Source organism: Nostoc sp. FACHB-152 (assembly GCF_014697475.1).
Lineage (GTDB): Bacteria > Cyanobacteriota > Cyanobacteriia > Cyanobacteriales > Nostocaceae > Nostoc_B.
Genome location: NZ_JACJRV010000110.1, coordinates 1 through 16,779 on the forward strand (window position 1 = coordinate 1; position 16,779 = coordinate 16,779).

The 16,779-nt window shown below is 41.4% G+C and carries 16 protein-coding genes; 12 read left to right on the top strand and 4 right to left on the bottom strand.

Annotation, left to right across the window (positions count from 1 at the left end):
• Positions 1–382: 382 nt before the first annotated feature.
• Positions 383–1,981, top strand: coding sequence for a DUF2079 domain-containing protein (locus H6G76_RS33290; RefSeq protein WP_242056627.1), 1,599 nt, complete (start codon positions 383–385; stop codon positions 1,979–1,981).
• Positions 1,982–2,046: 65 nt separating this feature from the next.
• On the opposite strand, the gene H6G76_RS33295 is transcribed toward H6G76_RS33290, so the two are convergent.
• Positions 2,047–2,388, bottom strand: a complete 342-nt coding sequence (locus H6G76_RS33295) for a helix-turn-helix transcriptional regulator (protein WP_190710383.1) — start codon at positions 2,386–2,388, stop codon at positions 2,047–2,049.
• Positions 2,389–2,468: 80 nt separating this feature from the next.
• On the opposite strand from H6G76_RS33295, the gene trxA reads away from it, so the two are divergent.
• The 6 genes from trxA (at position 2,469) to H6G76_RS33325 (ending at position 7,866) form a co-directional block, all read left to right on the top strand.
• Positions 2,469–2,795 (top strand): thioredoxin, encoded by a 327-nt coding sequence (gene trxA / locus H6G76_RS33300; RefSeq protein ID WP_190710385.1) that lies wholly within the window; start codon positions 2,469–2,471, stop codon positions 2,793–2,795.
• Between the two features lie 240 nt (positions 2,796–3,035).
• A complete protein-coding gene (locus tag H6G76_RS33305; RefSeq protein ID WP_190710387.1) occupies positions 3,036–3,830 on the top strand; it encodes an SDR family NAD(P)-dependent oxidoreductase in 795 nt (264 codons plus the stop codon).
• A 103-nt stretch (positions 3,831–3,933) separates the two neighbouring features.
• Positions 3,934–4,599: a nitroreductase family protein gene (locus tag H6G76_RS33310; protein WP_190710389.1), complete on the top strand. Its 666-nt coding sequence runs from the start codon at positions 3,934–3,936 to the stop codon at positions 4,597–4,599.
• A gap of 121 nt (positions 4,600–4,720) precedes the next feature.
• The gene (locus tag H6G76_RS33315; RefSeq protein WP_190710391.1) at positions 4,721–5,419 is read left to right on the top strand and encodes a glutathione binding-like protein; all 699 of its coding nucleotides are present in this window, start codon (positions 4,721–4,723) and stop codon (positions 5,417–5,419) included.
• Between the two features lie 440 nt (positions 5,420–5,859).
• Positions 5,860–7,065 (top strand): MFS transporter, encoded by a 1,206-nt coding sequence (locus H6G76_RS33320; protein ID WP_190710393.1) that lies wholly within the window; start codon positions 5,860–5,862, stop codon positions 7,063–7,065.
• Between the two features lie 6 nt (positions 7,066–7,071).
• The gene (locus H6G76_RS33325; RefSeq protein ID WP_190710395.1) at positions 7,072–7,866 is read left to right on the top strand and encodes an alpha/beta fold hydrolase; all 795 of its coding nucleotides are present in this window, start codon (positions 7,072–7,074) and stop codon (positions 7,864–7,866) included.
• Between the two features lie 71 nt (positions 7,867–7,937).
• On the opposite strand, the gene H6G76_RS33330 is transcribed toward H6G76_RS33325, so the two are convergent.
• The gene (locus H6G76_RS33330; protein WP_190710396.1) at positions 7,938–8,168 is read right to left on the bottom strand and encodes a hypothetical protein; all 231 of its coding nucleotides are present in this window, start codon (positions 8,166–8,168) and stop codon (positions 7,938–7,940) included.
• 150 nt (positions 8,169–8,318) lie between these two features.
• Here H6G76_RS33330 and H6G76_RS33335 point away from each other — a divergent pair, with 150 nt between their 5' ends.
• Positions 8,319–9,002: a winged helix-turn-helix domain-containing protein gene (locus H6G76_RS33335; protein ID WP_190710398.1), complete on the top strand. Its 684-nt coding sequence runs from the start codon at positions 8,319–8,321 to the stop codon at positions 9,000–9,002.
• Entirely contained in the window at positions 8,999–10,441 is a 1,443-nt protein-coding gene (locus H6G76_RS33340) for a cell wall metabolism sensor histidine kinase WalK (protein WP_190710399.1), read from the top strand. Before H6G76_RS33335 ends, H6G76_RS33340 begins: the two co-directional genes overlap by 4 nt.
• Positions 10,442–10,722: 281 nt before the next feature.
• Here H6G76_RS33340 and H6G76_RS33345 read toward each other — a convergent pair whose 3' ends face one another.
• Together H6G76_RS33345 and H6G76_RS33350 are read right to left on the bottom strand one after the other, a co-directional pair.
• Positions 10,723–12,927 carry a peptidase domain-containing ABC transporter gene (locus tag H6G76_RS33345; protein ID WP_190710402.1) on the bottom strand — a complete coding sequence of 735 codons (2,205 nt, stop codon included), beginning with the start codon at positions 12,925–12,927 and terminating at the stop codon, positions 10,723–10,725.
• A 343-nt stretch (positions 12,928–13,270) separates the two neighbouring features.
• On the bottom strand, positions 13,271–13,621 hold the full coding sequence (locus H6G76_RS33350; protein ID WP_190710404.1) for a beta/gamma crystallin-related protein: 351 nt from the start codon (positions 13,619–13,621) through the stop codon (positions 13,271–13,273).
• A 277-nt stretch (positions 13,622–13,898) separates the two neighbouring features.
• On the opposite strand from H6G76_RS33350, the gene H6G76_RS33355 reads away from it, so the two are divergent.
• The 3 genes from H6G76_RS33355 to H6G76_RS33365 all read left to right on the top strand — a co-directional run bounded on the left by H6G76_RS33355 (position 13,899) and on the right by H6G76_RS33365 (position 16,694).
• Positions 13,899–15,149, top strand: a complete 1,251-nt coding sequence (locus H6G76_RS33355; protein WP_190710406.1) for a sensor histidine kinase — start codon at positions 13,899–13,901, stop codon at positions 15,147–15,149.
• A gap of 54 nt (positions 15,150–15,203) precedes the next feature.
• On the top strand, positions 15,204–15,845 hold the full coding sequence (locus H6G76_RS33360) for a response regulator transcription factor (protein ID WP_190710408.1): 642 nt from the start codon (positions 15,204–15,206) through the stop codon (positions 15,843–15,845).
• 240 nt (positions 15,846–16,085) lie between these two features.
• Entirely contained in the window at positions 16,086–16,694 is a 609-nt protein-coding gene (locus tag H6G76_RS33365; RefSeq protein ID WP_190710410.1) for a calcium-binding protein, read from the top strand.
• Positions 16,695–16,779: the final 85 nt, after the last annotated feature.

Genomic DNA, 16,779 nt, shown 5'->3' on the forward strand with positions numbered 1-16,779 from the left:
ATAAGTCTTGGGCAAAATAGCTAAAAACCTCTTCCCTCCTGCCCTCTGGAGACACTTGCGTGGGCGGGTTTCCCGACTTGAGTAAAGTGTCGTCCTCCTGCCTTCTCCTAATTACAATTATTTATGTCCCTCTACTTAGAAGGTAGTTAATCAACTGCATAAAGCATAAATGGTATACCTAATTTTTTGCTTAAAACGCTTATAAATCAGTAAGTTTTAAAGAATGAAACAGCCTTGCCTACTAGCGGAAGTGATGAGACCGCAAAAGTAGTGTGAGGTTTTGCGGTTTCAAGCTTTAAAATTAATCTTTAAAGATTTTTAAGTTTTGCGTATTCAGGGTGAGTGAGTGATGTTGCCAAACATACACAATAAACTGCAACTAATGTTAAAAAGGCAGATGGAGCCAGAGAGTACAAGCATTGCTATTCTGCAATTAGCAGGGATATTTTTTATCTTATGTTTGTTCTTTGCCCTGCACCGTTACTATAGTTTTTACGCTTCCTTCGACCAAGGAATTTTTAACCAAGTTTTCTGGAATAATCTCCACGGTCGCTTTTTTCAAAGTTCACTTTCTTCTAGCCTTTCCACTAACGTTATCCACGCTGGAGAATTCCCAACTGTTTATTACCATCGTCTTGGTCAACACTTTACCCCAGCTTTATTGCTGTGGTGGCCAATCTACGCTTTATTTCCTTCTCCCGCTACTTTAACAGTCCTACAAGTCACACTGGTCACTGCTGCGGGTATAGTTTTATATATATTGGCACGGCAGTATTTACAACCATCATTGGCAGTGATGATTACTGCCAGTTTTTATGCTGCTAATGCGGTTATTGGCCCGACCTTAAGTAATTTTCACGACATTAGCCAAATTCCCCTCTTTGTTTTTACCCTCCTTCTAGCAATGGAAAAACGTTGGTGGTGGTTGTTTTGGCTAATGGCAGTTTTGATTTTAGCTGTCCGGGAAGATTCTGGTGTGGGTTTATTTGGGGTGGGAATTTACATGATTTTGAGTAAACGCTTTCCCCGTGCTGGAGTTGGTGTCTGCGTTCTCAGTTTTGGTTATATGTTGGTTCTCACCAACTTGATTATGCCGTTATTTTCTAAAGATATTTCCCAACGCTTTATGATAGAACGGTTTGGTCAGTATGCTGATGGAAATGAAGCTTCTACTCTAGAAATTATTTGGGGTATGATTAGCAATCCGTTGCGGTTATTAGTAGAACTGGTAACGCCTGTAGACAGAACAATTAGATATTTAATCGCTCAATTACTGCCATTAGCTTTCATACCTGCTGTTTCTCCGGCTGCTTGGATGATTGCTGGTTTTCCGCTTTTAAAATTATTTTTGGGTAAGGGATCTTTGGTACTGGCAATTACAGTCCGCTACGCTTTAACTGTTGTACCAGGCTTATTTTACGGAGCAATTCTTTGGTGGTCACAGCATCAGTACAAATTTAAACCTTCTTTTCGTCGTTTTTGGATTGGTTGTATTTGTCTATCGCTGTTTTTTAGCTTTACGTCTAATCCTAATCGAACTTTTTATTTTCTGATCCCCGATTCTGTCAAACCTTGGGTATACATATCACTTCCTCAACAGTGGCACCATGTGGCTAAAATGCGTCCTTTATTAGCACAAATTCCTTCAGATGCTAGCGTCTCTGCCACTACTTACCTTGTACCCCATCTTTCCAGCCGTCGAGAACTTTTGCGCTTACCTGCTTTAGAATTACGCAATGATGCTAAAGAAGTAATTAAAGTAGATTATGCGATCGCAGACCTTTGGCAATTACAAAAATATCAAGCGGCTTTTAAAAACGATCGCCGGCAGTTACAAGATTTGACAAAACTTGTTGATCACCTCAGTAATCAAGAATATGGAATCATCGATTTTCAAGATGGTGTAGTTTTGCTCAAAAAAGGTGTCAGTTCAGACATACAAGCAAAATCAGCTTGGTTACAATTCCGGCAAAAGGTGTAGGGTGTGGGGTGTGGGGGAAAGAAAAAAGCCTGACTACACCCGACACTCTTCTTTTTGACAAATGACTATTGAGTATGAACTACTGACTGTTGACATATAAATAATGGTCTAGCCGATCGCAATACTGCTTCTAGTAAACCAGGAAACAACGCTTCTAAATCTTCGCGTCGCAGTTTATTAATATGTTGTGTTCCTTCTTTATGAGTCAAGACTACTCCTGACTCTCGTAAGATTTTAAAATGATTGGACATGGTGGATTTGGCGATCGCAAAATCAAAATCCGCACAGCACTGTTCCCCCTTTGTCGCTAACTGCCGCACCATTTCTAATCGCACGGGGTCACCTAGCGCATACAGCACTGCTGCTAAAGATATATCTTTTTTGTCTGGATGATATAAAAATCTCATACTTGCATTATCGCTTAAAGTAGCGTATATTTTGTTTGTTCGATAAAATCGAATAAATGAATTAAAACAGGAAGGCGATTATGTCATCCGTTACGAATGTTACAGAAGCTACATTCAAACCAGAAGTACTGGATAGTGAAATTCCGGTATTAGTTGACTTTTGGGCTCCTTGGTGTGGCCCTTGTCGGATGTTAGCTCCGGTTGTTGATGAAGTTGCGGCTGAATACGACGGACAGGTAAAAGTAGTGAAGCTGAACACAGATCAAAATCCCACTGTTGCCAGCCATTACGGAATTCGCAGTATACCCACACTCATGATTTTCAAAGGAGGACGACAAGTGGATACAGTCGTCGGTGCAGTGCCAAAAGGCACTCTAGATAAGACTTTAGCACAGTATCTTGCCTAATAGCTGGGGTGGGCATTGGCTCACCCTAATACTTAATAGCATTGAGTAATATAGCAGGGAAGAGGCAATAGGCAATAGGCAGGAAAGTCTTGTTGGGTATTGGGTTGAGGTTCAGCTTATTTCCTAAACTGTACTTCAATTGCTATATCTGTTCCGCAAGTAAGTTTCATCTTTGTGGCATCAATACCATGATTAACAGCAAGTCAGCTAGTTAGTCTGTGACTAACAGGGGAGAGCGATATGGACTTGAAATTACACAATAAATCCGCATTTGTCAGTGGTTCAACTACTGGTATTGGTTTTGCGATCGCCCAAACATTAGCACAAGAAGGTGCATCAGTCATCGTCAATGGTCGCACAGAAAAACGAGTCACCCAGGCAATAGATAAAATTAAATACTTTACTCCCGATGCTCAAGTTAGTGGCGTTGTAGCCGATTTAGCGACTAAAGCAGGTATCGAGCAAGTTTTTGAGCAAGTGCCTCAAGTCGATATCCTAGTTAATAATCTAGGTATTTACGAGCCTAAAGGATTCTTCGATATTACTGACGAAGATTGGTTACATATATTTGAGGTTAACGTACTCAGTGGAGTTCGTTTAAGCCGCAAATACTTACAAAAGATGCTGGAACAAAACTGGGGACGGGTAATTTTTATCTCTAGTGAATCTGGCTTTCAAATTCCCGTAGAAATGATTCACTACGGAGTGACTAAAACGGCTCAGATTGCTTTGGCACGCGGTTTGGCAGAAATGACTGTTGGTACAAAAGTCACAGTAAACTCTGTTCTACCAGGGCCAACTCGTTCCGAAGGCGTTGAAACATTTATTACCCAAATAGGGCAGGAAAGGGGAATCGGTGCCAGCGAAGTTGAGGCAGAATTCTTTCAAAAAGTTCGTCCTAGTTCCCTAATCCAACGCTTTGCAACTAACGAAGAAGTCGCAACATTGGTAGCTTACCTCTCTAGTCCATTAGCTTCAGCAACTAATGGTGCGGCTGTGAGGGTTGATGGTGGTGTAATTCGGTCGATTATTTAGCACAAATCTGCTGTTGCAATTGGATATTTGAATAGTTAAATCTGCTAGTCAGCAGGTAGCCAAATATATAATGCCTGTAATTTACCTTTGAGGGGAAAATCTCATGGATGCGATCGCACAGACAAAAGCTTTAGATGTACCCAGTGCAATTCTTCAGCGTCGTTCTATCAAAACCTTTAAACCAGACCCCATTGCGCCAGAATTACTCCAACAACTAGTAGAGTTAACCGTAGCTGCACCCAGCAGTTTTAATATTCAAGATTGGCGGATTATCCTGGTTCAAGATGAAGCGCAAAAAGAAGCTTTAGCCGCCGCCGCTTGGAATCAAAAACAAATTATTCAAGCACCTGTAACCTTTGTGTTTGCTGCTGATCCTACAGTAGGCGAACAAGATTTAACTCCGATTTTAGAAAGTGGATTGCAAACAGGCGCATGGAATGAAGGTACAGTAAATTACTTTAGAAGCTCTATTCCGCAATTTCAAGCAGGGTTAGGAGACAAGCGGCGAGAATATGCCATTAAGGATGCAATTATTGCTTCTACCCATTTAGTTTTAGCAGCCGAAAGCTTAGGTTTATCCACCTGTTTTATGAATGGCTGGATAGAGGACAAAGTTAAAGAAGTGATTGGCGCATCTGATGATCCTAATTTAGCGATCGCAGTTGTTGTACCTGTAGGTTATGCCGCAGAACCACGCTTGAATCCTGGCCGCTTACCCTTTTCTCACAACGTATTTGTAGACAGAATTGGTAATCCGTATCAAGGATAGAAAAAATATGAAGTGTGAAGTATGAATTATGAAACTTTATACTTCACACTAGCCTGCGGCAAGCCGCTGCGCGTCTACAGAATTCATTTGACCATTGACCATTTTCCAGGGGAACCAAATCATGATTGAGCTTTACTATTGGACAACACCCAACGGTCACAAAATCACGATGTTTTTGGAAGAAGCTGAAATACCCTATACTATCGTGCCGATAAATATTGGCGCAGGGGAGCAGTTTCAGCCGGAGTTTCTCAAGATTGCGCCAAATAATCGCATCCCTGCAATTATTGATCGTGAACCAGCAGGTGGCGGTGAGCCAGTTTCGGTTTTTGAATCTGGTGCCATATTGCTGTATTTGGCGGAAAAAACTGGTAAATTAATTCCACAAAATCTGCGCGATCGCGTCGATGTACTTCAGTGGTTATTTTGGCAAATGGCAGGTTTAGGGCCAATGGCGGGACAAAATCACCACTTTAGAAATTATGCTCCCGAAAAAATTGAATATGCCATTAACCGCTACGTCAACGAAACAGGACGCTTGTATGCAGTGCTAAATAAGCGACTAGCAGATAGAGAGTTCATTGCCGGCGATTACTCCATTGCTGATATTGCCGCTTATCCTTGGATTGTGCCGCATGAAAGCCAAGGTCAAAAACTAGAAGATTTTCCCAACATCCAACGCTGGTTTGAGACAATTAAAGCTCGTCCAGCCACAATTCGCGCCTACGAAAAAGCCGAAGCTTTCAAAAATCAAGCCTTAGATATTGAAAAATCACGAAATTTGTTGTTTAACCAATCAGCAAAAACTGTTACAAACTGAGTCCTCGCAAATTATTTCTAGAAACACCAATTCAGGAATCTTGAAAGAACCTCTCCCCCTACCCCTCTCCTACGAGGAGAGGGGAGTTTAGCTCCCCCTTCCCTGGTAAGGAAGCAGGGTGGTTTCATATAATCAGAGAAAAAAGACAACTGTATTTCAAAGCCTCTCTCCCCGTGGGGGAGAGGTTTGGAGAGGGGTCAAAATCTGGGCTACAAAACGATAAATCAGGACTTATAGATTTTTATTTTTTCGGATGAAACCACCCAGCCCTTCCCTGGTAGGGCTGGGAGCTGGGGGGTTAGATTTTTGATTACTGCTCTAGAAACGCTTTGCGTTACTCTGCGTTCAAAAAAAGCTACGGTTTTACGCAAAACGATTATTAGTGCTAAGTGTTGAACCATATTATTCAGCACTCAGCACTTTTTCAACAGGAGAATTAAGTGGATAGATTAGCAATTGGGCAAACAGGTAAAGCACCTGTTTCTTTAGGGCTGTTGGGTGCTGCTGCGTTTATGGTAATAGCCGATGTGCGAGTGATTGATCCACTGCTACACATCATTGCTAATGAATTTAATGTCGGTGTTGGTAGTGCGGCGGTAATCGTTTCAGCCTATACAATTCCCTACGGACTGTTTCAGTTAGTTTATGGGCCGTTAGGCGATCGCATCGGCAAATTAAGAGTCATTACAGCAGCCTTGACAGCCTTTGCTGTTGGTACGGCACTTTGTGCTTTTGTATCCAATATTGCCCTACTGACTTTACTACGATTTCTCACGGGGGTGTTTGCCGCCGGTATCATCCCTGTCACCCTAGCTTATATCGGTGATAACTTTCCCTATACAGAACGCCAAGCCGCCATCGGTAAATATTTGAGTGCATTGGTACTTGGTCAAATTCTCGGCGGTAGTTTGGGTGGGATATTTGGTGAATATATTAGCTGGCGTGACATCTTTTTAGTATTTGGGATTGTTTCTTTAGCGATCGCTGGTTTACTATGGCGGGGAACGCGTAATTTTCGTGATGGCAATCGTTCCACAGAAAAATTTAGCTGGGCAACATTTAAACCTTATTACCAACTTCTCACCCAAGAAAATGCCCGTACTGTGATAGTGGGAGTATTTATTGAAGGCTTTTGCTTGATGGGAGCATTTGCTTATGTTGGTGCATTTCTGCGCGATAGATACAGCCTACCCTATGTGGCGATTGGGTTTATGTTGAGTAGTTTTGGCTTGGGTGGACTGATTTATAGCCGCAGTGTCAAGTGGTTAGTACAACGGCTAGGTGAAAGTGGTTTGATGGGTGTTGGTGGCTGGTTAATGTGCATTTGCTTTTTGGCGATCGCATTATTGCCAAATTGGATATTTTTCATTCCCTTTGCAATGCTTATGGGATTGAGTTTTTATATGATGCACAGCACTCTGCAAACTCAAGCCACAGAACTTGCACCAGAAGCTAGGGGTACAGCAGTTTCGTTATTTGCCTTTAACTTATTTATTGGTCAAGGAATTGGCGCGGCGGTATTTGGTAGAGTTGTTGATAACTTCGGCTACATTCCTTGTTTTATTATTGCTGGAGTTGCACTTGCCTTACTAGGAACATGGCTAGTAAAGCGCAGCCAGAACCAGAAGACAACTCAGAATAATTAATTACTAATGCCAAAAGTTCAAGTTAACGGAATTGATTTATTTTATGAAATCAAAGGCACAGGGGAGCCTTTATTATTAATTGCTGGATTCATGTGCGATCGCGCTTATTGGTCGCTATTGATGCCATCGCTGATTTCTCAATATCAAGTGATTCGCTTTGATAACCGAGGTATAGGGCAAAGTTCGGCTCCCGATAGCCCTTATAGTATTCAACAGATGGCAAATGATGCGGCTGCATTACTTGATGTTCTTGGGATCGAAAAAGTCCATGTAATAGGTCACTCAATGGGTGGTCTAATTGCCCAAGAATTAGCTTTAACATACCCTCAAAGAATCAAAAGTCTCATCCTACTTTCTTCTTTTGCTAAGGGCAATGAAAAATTTAATAGTATCATCAAAACTTGGGGCGATATTGCCGCAAAACTAGACTTAGAACTATACGAAAAAGTTGTCTTACCTTGGATATTTACTGATGATTTTTATGCTATTCCAGGGATGGTAAACCAACTAATTGAATGGGCTATTAACTATCCTTTTGCGCCAACAGCACACGGACTTTATCATCAAAGTCGAGCCATTCTTCACTATGACACAACAGACAAACTTAAATATATTCAATGTCCAACTTTGGTGCTAGTGGGTAGACAAGATATTCTAACTCCAGTTAAATTTTCTGAGCAACTTAATCAAGGTATTCCTAACGCTGAACTTGTAATTATCGAGCAAGGTGGTCATAGCTTTTTAATCGAATCACCGGAATCTGTAGCTCAATTCATACTCAAGTTCTTAAAGAAAATCTAATTACCCCCGCCCTAGGGTTAGGGGGGATCAGGGTTTCAGGCTTCAGTGCGTAAGTCCTATTAGTTATAAGCTTAACGATTATTCGGTCTTACTTGGTTGCGCTCTGTCCGATGATCAGGCTTTTTCTGTTGTGGGCGGGGTTGGCGTTTGAGTTGTGGTTTTTCATGGGGTCTTTGCTGTTGTGCAATCTGTGGATGACGATCGCGTGGTGCTGTGGCGATCGCTTGGTTAGATGCAGCAAAACCGAATGTACCAATTACCAAAGGAATTGCTGTGACTGCTAGTAATGAGCGTATATTCATCACAATTAACCTCGAAAATTCTTGTTGCTGACATTTATGATTAACTCACCCCAAAATGACAGCTTGCTTAATTTTTAAATTACATTTTTGTAATTAGAGCTAAAGAATAATCAATTTAAAATAGAACAATCAATGCAGTAATAAATAGTTGTGAACGTTCTGTTTGTCGAAGATGAAGCGAAAATTGCTAACTTCGTCCGGGCTGGGCTGAAGGAGCAGGGATTTGTCGTAGACTACTGCGACAATGGTGATGAAGGATATCTGCGGGCATTAGATAACGAATACGATGCGATTATCCTGGACATTATGGTTCCTGGAAAAGATGGACTGTCAATTCTCAAGCAACTGCGGCGAGAAGGTCGGAATGCACCGATAATTTTGTTAACGGCTCGTAATGAACTAGACGATCGCTTGCAAGGCTTGAACTTGGGAGCCGATGATTACATTGCTAAACCTTTTTTTGTCGAAGAGTTAGCGGCTCGTATTCATGCAGTTGTGCGCCGGAGTGTAGGCGAGCGCCAAAATCTGCTGGCGGTTGGGCCAATTAAACTTGATCGCATCACGCGCGAAGTGACTTGCAATCAAAAGGCGATTGAACTTACCAGCCGCGAGTTTAATCTATTGGAATATCTCATGCGCTCTCCTGGACGAGTTTTTACCCGTACCCAAATATTAGAACACGTTTGGGGCTATGACTTTAACCCCAATACTAACGTTGTGGATGTGTGTATTCAGCGAATTCGCAAAAAAATCGACCCCATCAATGAAGCTAGTTGGATTGAAAGTATTCGTGGTGTTGGCTATCGGTTTCGTCAACCAGAATCATCATCATGAAACAACTGCGATCGTTTCAACTGAGGATTGCGCTTTTGGCTGCGGCTCTGGCTGGTAGTACATTAGTAGGATTTGGTGCAGTTTCTTGGTTTCAAATCTACAATGCCAAGATGAGCCAATTCGATACAGAACTGTTAAATCAGTTGATGCGGGCTAGTCGTCCACATGAGAGAGAGCGATTGCATCGGCGGCCAGAACTCCTATCCTTTGGTTTGGAAAGCAATAGTAAAACTCCTATTGCCATGCTGGTACTTGATGGCAATGGTAATACGATTTTTCAATTCAATTCTTTGCCTGCTGACATTCAAGTCAACCGCCTATTGGTTCAGCGTCTTCAGGCCACACCTTCACCACCGCCACCTCCTAGAGAACAACCAAATCCACCCTTAGATTTACCACCCCGCCCACTTCCGCCGCAGTTTGTGACTGCAAAGACTGCAACAGCAACTTGGCGGATTGGAGCAATTAAATTTCCTGATAATCAGCAGGTTGCGATCGCAGTAAGTCTGCAAGCTGTCGATCAAGAAATGGCGACAATTCGTAATATCTTCTTGGTTTCCATCCCAGTATCTTTGCTATTGGTTACACTGGGAGCAGGGTTAATTTCCCGTAGGGCGTTGCGTCCTATTAGTCAATTAACAGATGCGATTCAACAGGTGACAGTTAAAGGTTTAGATCAGCGAATTCCCATCGGTAAAACAGATGTTGAGTTTGTGGAATTGATTCAAGTGTTTAACCAAATGCTGTCACGCCTAGAACGCAGTTTTACCCAAGCGTCCCGCTTCAGTGCTGATGCGGCGCACGAACTGAAAACCCCACTGACAATTTTGCAAGGCGAACTGGAAAGAACTCTGCAACAGGTAGATCCCGGAAGTGAAGTGCAGCAACGCCTCAGTAATTTGTTAGATGAAGTGCGTCGCCTGAGTGGAATTATGCGGAAACTCTTACTGCTATCTCTCGCAGATGCCGGACAAATGAGTTTGTATTTGGTTGAGGTAGATATGTCACAGTTGCTAATGGAGATGGTAGAGGATGTAGAACTGCTGGCTCCGCATTTGATTGTACAAACTGACATTCCTACTGGGCTTAAGGTACAGGGCGATCGCGATTTACTTATGCAAGTTCTGCAAAACCTCTTGAGTAATGCCATCAAATACAACCTTGCCGATGGTTGGATTAAGATTGAGGCACAGAAATTGCCAACAAATATCCAAATTACCATCGCCAACGCTTCAAAAGATATACCTGCAAGCGATCGCCATCGGCTTTTTGACCGCTTCTATCGTGGCGACCCCGCACGGAACCGCCAAGTTGAAGGAATTGGCTTAGGCTTGAGCTTGGCTCGTGAAATTGCTCGCGCCCATCGTGGCGACCTCACCCTCAATGCTATATCTGATGGTCAAACCGCATTTACCCTTACCTTGCCGATCCAGCGATAATTGATATAAGATGTCTTCTAGAGGTCTTGAATAGTCTCCTAAGCCTTCTCCATCAGAAAAATTTTCGTTAGGTGTAGTCACAGTTGGTTCTACTAAAATAGCAGCATTAGCAGAAGTGAATGCCAGCAGAAAACTTCCTAAAATGTTGGAAGCTAATAACCCTAGATTGGTAAATTTTATATATTTGCTAATGATTTTTCATCCCAACAATTTTATTTAATAAGTAGTATTTGAATGTTGTATAAAATCCGATCTGAAGTAGCTAATCATAAAAGGTGAGGCTATGTTGTTCGGTGTTGAGACTTGACCAAAGACGATAACAAACCATTCTTTGATGGCAAAATATCTTCTAGAAAATCTAAATGTTCACCCGGAATCTGACATAGCTCTTTTGGAGATCCAGATATTTTTAAATGCCCTGACTCTAGTAACACAATCCAATCAGCACGTTGGATGACTTTGGGACGATGGCTAATTAAAATTGTAGTTCTGCCCCGGCGATAATATAGCAGTTTATCAAGTACCTGATTCTCGCTTACTGGGTCAAGTGCGCCCGTAGATTCATCTAGTATTAGTATAGGTGGCTGAGTAACTATCGCCCTAGCTATAGCTAATCTTTGCTTTTGACCGCCAGAAAGATTTGCACCAAATTCGCCTAGTACAGTTTGATATTTGTCAGGAAGTTTACTAATAAATTCATCTGCACCAGCAATAGAGCAAGCTTGTACTATCTCCTCAAAACTTACCTGTGGATAGCTAAAGCGGAAATTTTCAATAATTGAACGACTCCAGAAATGTGGTTCTTGAGGCACTAGCACTACTTGTTGTCGTAAACATTCCAGAGATAGGTCTTGCTGGTTATATATACCATAGGAGATATTGCCTGACTGGATTTTATATAAACCAGCTATCTGTTTGGCTAGAGTGCTTTTGCCACAGCCTGATTTACCAATTAAAGCAGTTACTTTCCCTCCAGGGATAACTAAAGAAAAATCACTCAGCAAATCAACTCTACCTGCGTGGTGAAAATTCAGGTTAGTACAGGTGATGTCTGCATTAGCCGGAATGTTTGCTACAGGTTTTCTGAAATCATTTGCATCTTCTGGGGTAGCATCGATAACTTCTGTCAAACGTTGGATCACAATCTGGGCAGTGATGAATTCATCAGCTAGACCAATTGCTGAACTCAAAAAGCCAAGAAAGTTGCTACTCATACCACTAAAAGCCAGCAACTGTCCAATGCTTAAGGTTTGATTAATTACTAAATTACTGCCTAACCAGAGTAAGGCAATATTTGTCACAGTAGAAATAAAGTTGGTGAGCGTGCCACTATAAAGCTCTAACTTCATCATACTCCAACTTAGGTTGGCAAGGCGACCGTAATTTGTTTGATACTCTTGCCAAGCTTGGGGAGTGGCTTGAGTTGTTTTCAATACTTGGACACCACGAAATGTCTCTACGAGAAAGCCTTGGTTTTCTGTGCCTAAGATAATATGCCTACGAGTTTTTTGGCGTAAAGCTGGTAAAAAAAGTAGATTCAGTCCTGTGACTACTACAAAAGCAACAACAGAAGCCACAGTTAATTGCCAACTGTAAAATAGCATCATCCCCAAGGAAATCAGAGCGATAAAAAATTGGCTAGGCAAACCGAGGACAATTTCAGTAACTAGCTGATTAATAGTATTGACATCGGCAATACGGCTTGTTACTTCCCCACTTCGACGGCTTTCAAAATATTCCAGAGGTAAATGCAAAAGTTTTCGCCCGTATTCCAGAACTAATCCTAATTGCAATCTTTGACTAAAATGACCGATGAGGTGAGATTGTACTAATCCACTTACACTTTTAACGAGATTCATGACAATCACGCCAATTGCAACTGTTGTCAGCAGTTGCGTATCTCCCCGCACTAGTACATCGTCAGTTAGCAGTTGCATCATTAAAGGCAAAGCTAGAGAAAATAATCCAATAACGAAGTTAATAGCGATCGCTTGGGCTATCAAGAAGCGATAAGGCCAAACGCGCACTAAATAGCGCCCAAACCCACCGATTTTATCGTCGGGCTGCTCGTAAAAACGGCGATCGTCTGGTATCAGCAGTAGGATAATGCCATTGCTCCAACCTGCCATTAGCTCTTTGAGAGTGATGTAGCAGATACCAACACCCGGATCGCCAATTACATACTTAGAGCCTTTTCGCCCATACAAAAGTACCCAATGGTAGCCTTTCCAGTGAATAATCGCTGGTAAAGGGGCTTGGTGCAGTTGCTCTATAAATTGCGAGTTAGCTTTGGCTATGCGAGTATTAAATCCTAAAACTTCCGCGCCTCGACTTAAACCTAACAAGGTAGTTCCTTGCGCTCCCGTGCCAACTGCTTCTCTAATTCTATGTAGAGCAAAAGTGCGTCCATAATGTTTGGCAACAGAAGCAAGACAAGCAGCACCACAATCTTCCTCATTGTGTTGCAAAACAATTTGGTATCTCATTTTTGCTCGCTAATATTTATAACCAATTAAGTATTAGGAGCGAGGCAAACCTCACCCTTATAAATTGTATAAATTGGTAGTAGAACATTTTTCATGATGTTTTTTTGGTATTAGATGACATCATGTTGTGCTTGGGATAGCTAATAAAGGATGCATAAACGGCTCACCGTCAAAGCCACCATCCACTTAGATGCTTGAACTGTGTTGCTCTATGAATTGGTAACAGAACAATGTAGCCTAGTTAGGGAAAAATATTTATCTTTTCCCTAACTAGTTGACTTCAAAAATGGGTTAGCAGTGTGCTAGTCTCAATATTGCGTTGGTGATAGCTGAAATTCTTGTGCTAACCAATACGTCTTAACGAGGAAACTTCGTTATTAAATCCTCCTGGAAACTGACTCAGATTATAGATTCCTGGGCGAAGCGTTAGCTTATCACCTCTAAAACCCACTCCTATAAATAACTCCCATTCGGAGAATCGATCAACTCTAACAGATGAAATTCTATCATTCAAATTGCCATCTTTGGTAAAACGGAGATCACCGACCGAACTATTAAAAGTAAAGCCTGTCCCCTGTAGATTAGCCGCGTCATATATAGTGATTGTTCCACCAGAACAAGCAGCAGCGTTCTCTTGGGAAATGTCTTCTAGACCATGAATTGAGCAAAGACTTGAAGATTGGTTGTTAACCATTGCTTTCTCCTAGTTAAGTGCAGACTTATGTCTTGTGAACCATATGTATCGTAAAGGTTCAATGAAAGATGAACATCTGAAAAATGTCTCAAAATCCACTACAACTAACTATGTAAATTTGCACTAACTTTAATCATAGATTCAGTAAATTTTTCTATAACTTTCGTCTTAGCTGAAAGCATCTATCACAACGAAAGTTATAAATTTTTCGCTGGACAGGAAGTTTAAAATACAGTTAAGAGTGTTAATGAAACAAAGATTGCTTTTAGCTATTTTTATGAATCTGTCATTTTTCATCCGTCCTAATCCTTTTCGCTTTCTGCTCTACACCGAATGGGTCATGCTTACCTCTTGCGCTTCACTAGCTGTAATTGAAGCTCTACAACAGCGAAGTCTACCAGTTGAACATATCCTGATCTTGACTTTACTTGGTTTAATGGGTTTAAGGTTGCCAAACGGTCGAACCTCAGTCAAAGTATTGTATACTGCAATCGAAATTATTTTAATTTTTTTCGGTACAGTATTGGGATATCTGCATATCTTACCAACGCTGTATTTGATTGTGGTGATTCGCAGTTGCTTCTTGTTTGAATCATTTGGATGTTTAGTGATAGCATTTTTGTGCTTTATCTTATTTTTGGGACATCAAGGACAGTATGTTCAAACTGTTATTAAATTAATCCCACAGCAACAGCAGCAGCAATTTTGGTTGCATCAATTAGTCGAAATATTGATGTTTGGATTGGGATTATTCTTTATTTTGCAATTAGTAAATATATTGCTGGTTGAGCAAAAGACACGACAACAGCTTAGTATTGCCCATGAGCAACTACAACGGTATGCCTTGCAAATTGAAGACCTAGCTGCGATGCAAGAACGGAACCGGATCGCCCGCGAGATTCACGATTCTTTGGGTCACGCCCTGACAGCCTTGAACGTGCAGATACAAACGACAGCAAGACTTTGGTCTGTTGACCCGGAAGCAGCTGCATCATTTCTAGCTCAAGCTCAACGGCTAGGAGAAATGGCAATGCAAGAAGTCCGCCAATCTGTCAGAGCATTGCGCGAGGATGTCTCAGAAGATCAACCTTTAGAAAATGCGATCGCCTCTTTGGTAGAAGATTTTCGTCAAGGCACAGGTTTGTCTCCTATTACTAAAATCAGCTTAGGCGTGATTGTGCCATTGCCTATCGTCAAAACCTTATATCGAATTCTCCAAGAAGCATTGACAAATATTTGCAAATATGCACAAGCTACAGCAGTTAAAATTGAGCTTGTTGCTAACAATGATAGTGTTAAGCTTCGAGTTGAAGATAATGGTAAAGGATTCTATTTCCAGCAAAAAATGACTGGATATGGAATTCGCGGAATGCAAGAACGGGTCGCTGCTTTAAAAGGTTACTTCCACCTAGAATCAGAGCCTGGTAATGGTTGTTGTATAACCGTTGAACTACCATTAAAAACCGATGACCTATCAGCAAGTGTTGAATCTGAGCCAGGAAATATTTGGGAAACAAGCAGGTGTTAACCTTCTAGTACTGATACATTAAATTATTGTTATCCAAGCACAATTACAGTGAATATGATTCGCTTGTTACTGGTAGACGATCAAAGCTTAATCTGCCAAGGTCTGAAAGCTATGCTGACGCTTGAACCTGATTTACAAGTAGTCGGAACTGCTGATAATGGTGAAACGGCGATTGAGCAGGTAACTGCTTTACAACCGGATGTTGTATTAATGGATATACGAATGCCCGTGATGGATGGTAGAGAAGCCACACGAATTATCTGTCAACAGTTTCCCGCTATCAAAGTCCTTGTCTTAAGCACATTTGATGACGATCGCTACGTTGCTCAGTCTATACGTGCAGGGGCCAAAGGTTATTTGCTCAAGGATATGCCTTCTCAAGAACTGGCACAGGCGATTCGGTTTGTTCATTGCGGCTATACCCAGTTAGCACCAGGACTGATGGAAAAGCTGATGCTCAACCTCCCTGATCCAGCCCCAAAGTTAGCCGATAAAAACCTGATTGAACTCACCCCTCGTGAAAAAGATGTGTTGCGCCTGATTGGAAAAGGCTTTACCAACCGCGAAATCGCTCAACAACTTTGCATTGCCGAAGGAACGGTCAAAACCCACGTTACTCACTTGTTAAACCGCATGAATTTACGTAATCGTTCCCAAATGGCAATTTATGCCAACACTAAATTATCCCTGAATTAAATTTTTAACTATATCTTGAACATCCCAGCAAGCTGAAACTTTATGACTTTCGTTGTCATAGATGCTTTCATTTAAGACGAAAGTTATAGAATTATTTGCCTAGCCAATAACTAAAGTCTAATAAATTTTACTTAGTTAGTTGTAGTGAATTATAAGACATTTTTCAGATGATTATTTTTGAGCGAACTTTTACGATGAATCTGTTTGACAAAGTTTAATGTTGTAATTAAAAGCATAGTTATGGCGACAATCATCGGCAATAACGGGAATAACACCTTGAGCGGTACAGCTAATAATGACTTGCTCTATGGATATGCAGGAAATGACACTCTTGAAGGCAGAGATGGAAAAGATAACCTCTACGCTGGTATAGGCAATGACATTTTAAGAGGCGGCAATGGTAATGATTTTCTGGATGGTGATTTGGGTGTAGATACACTTACTGGTGGAGCAGGAAAAGACAGTTTCAATTACTCAGACACTATCTTCCCTAACGGCTTTCCACGAACAGGCTCAAACGGAATTGCTGTTTTAAATCAACCAGATACAATCACCGACTATCAAATCGGTGTGGATAATTTTGTCTTTGAAACTGGACAACTTGGGCTAGATTTTGGTGAACTTGTACGATACAAGGAAGGCATTAGCTCTAAACTTTCGGGTAATGCTAATGTATTGGTACTGCTTGATGCGTTTCCAAATGCTGCTGCTGCTGCCAAAGCTATTGCTAATAATAATGCGATTACATCAGATGCCGGATTGTTTGTTTATTACAACTCTACGCTTGGTTTTTCAAGAGTTGTCTATTCTAATGACTTAGGTGATGGCGGCCCTATAGAACCCATTTGACATCTTATGAGGTTTTGAATTAAGGTACTCCTCAGCATCTAAAATCCAATGCTAATGGCGTATTCCAGCGACTTCACTGATGCAG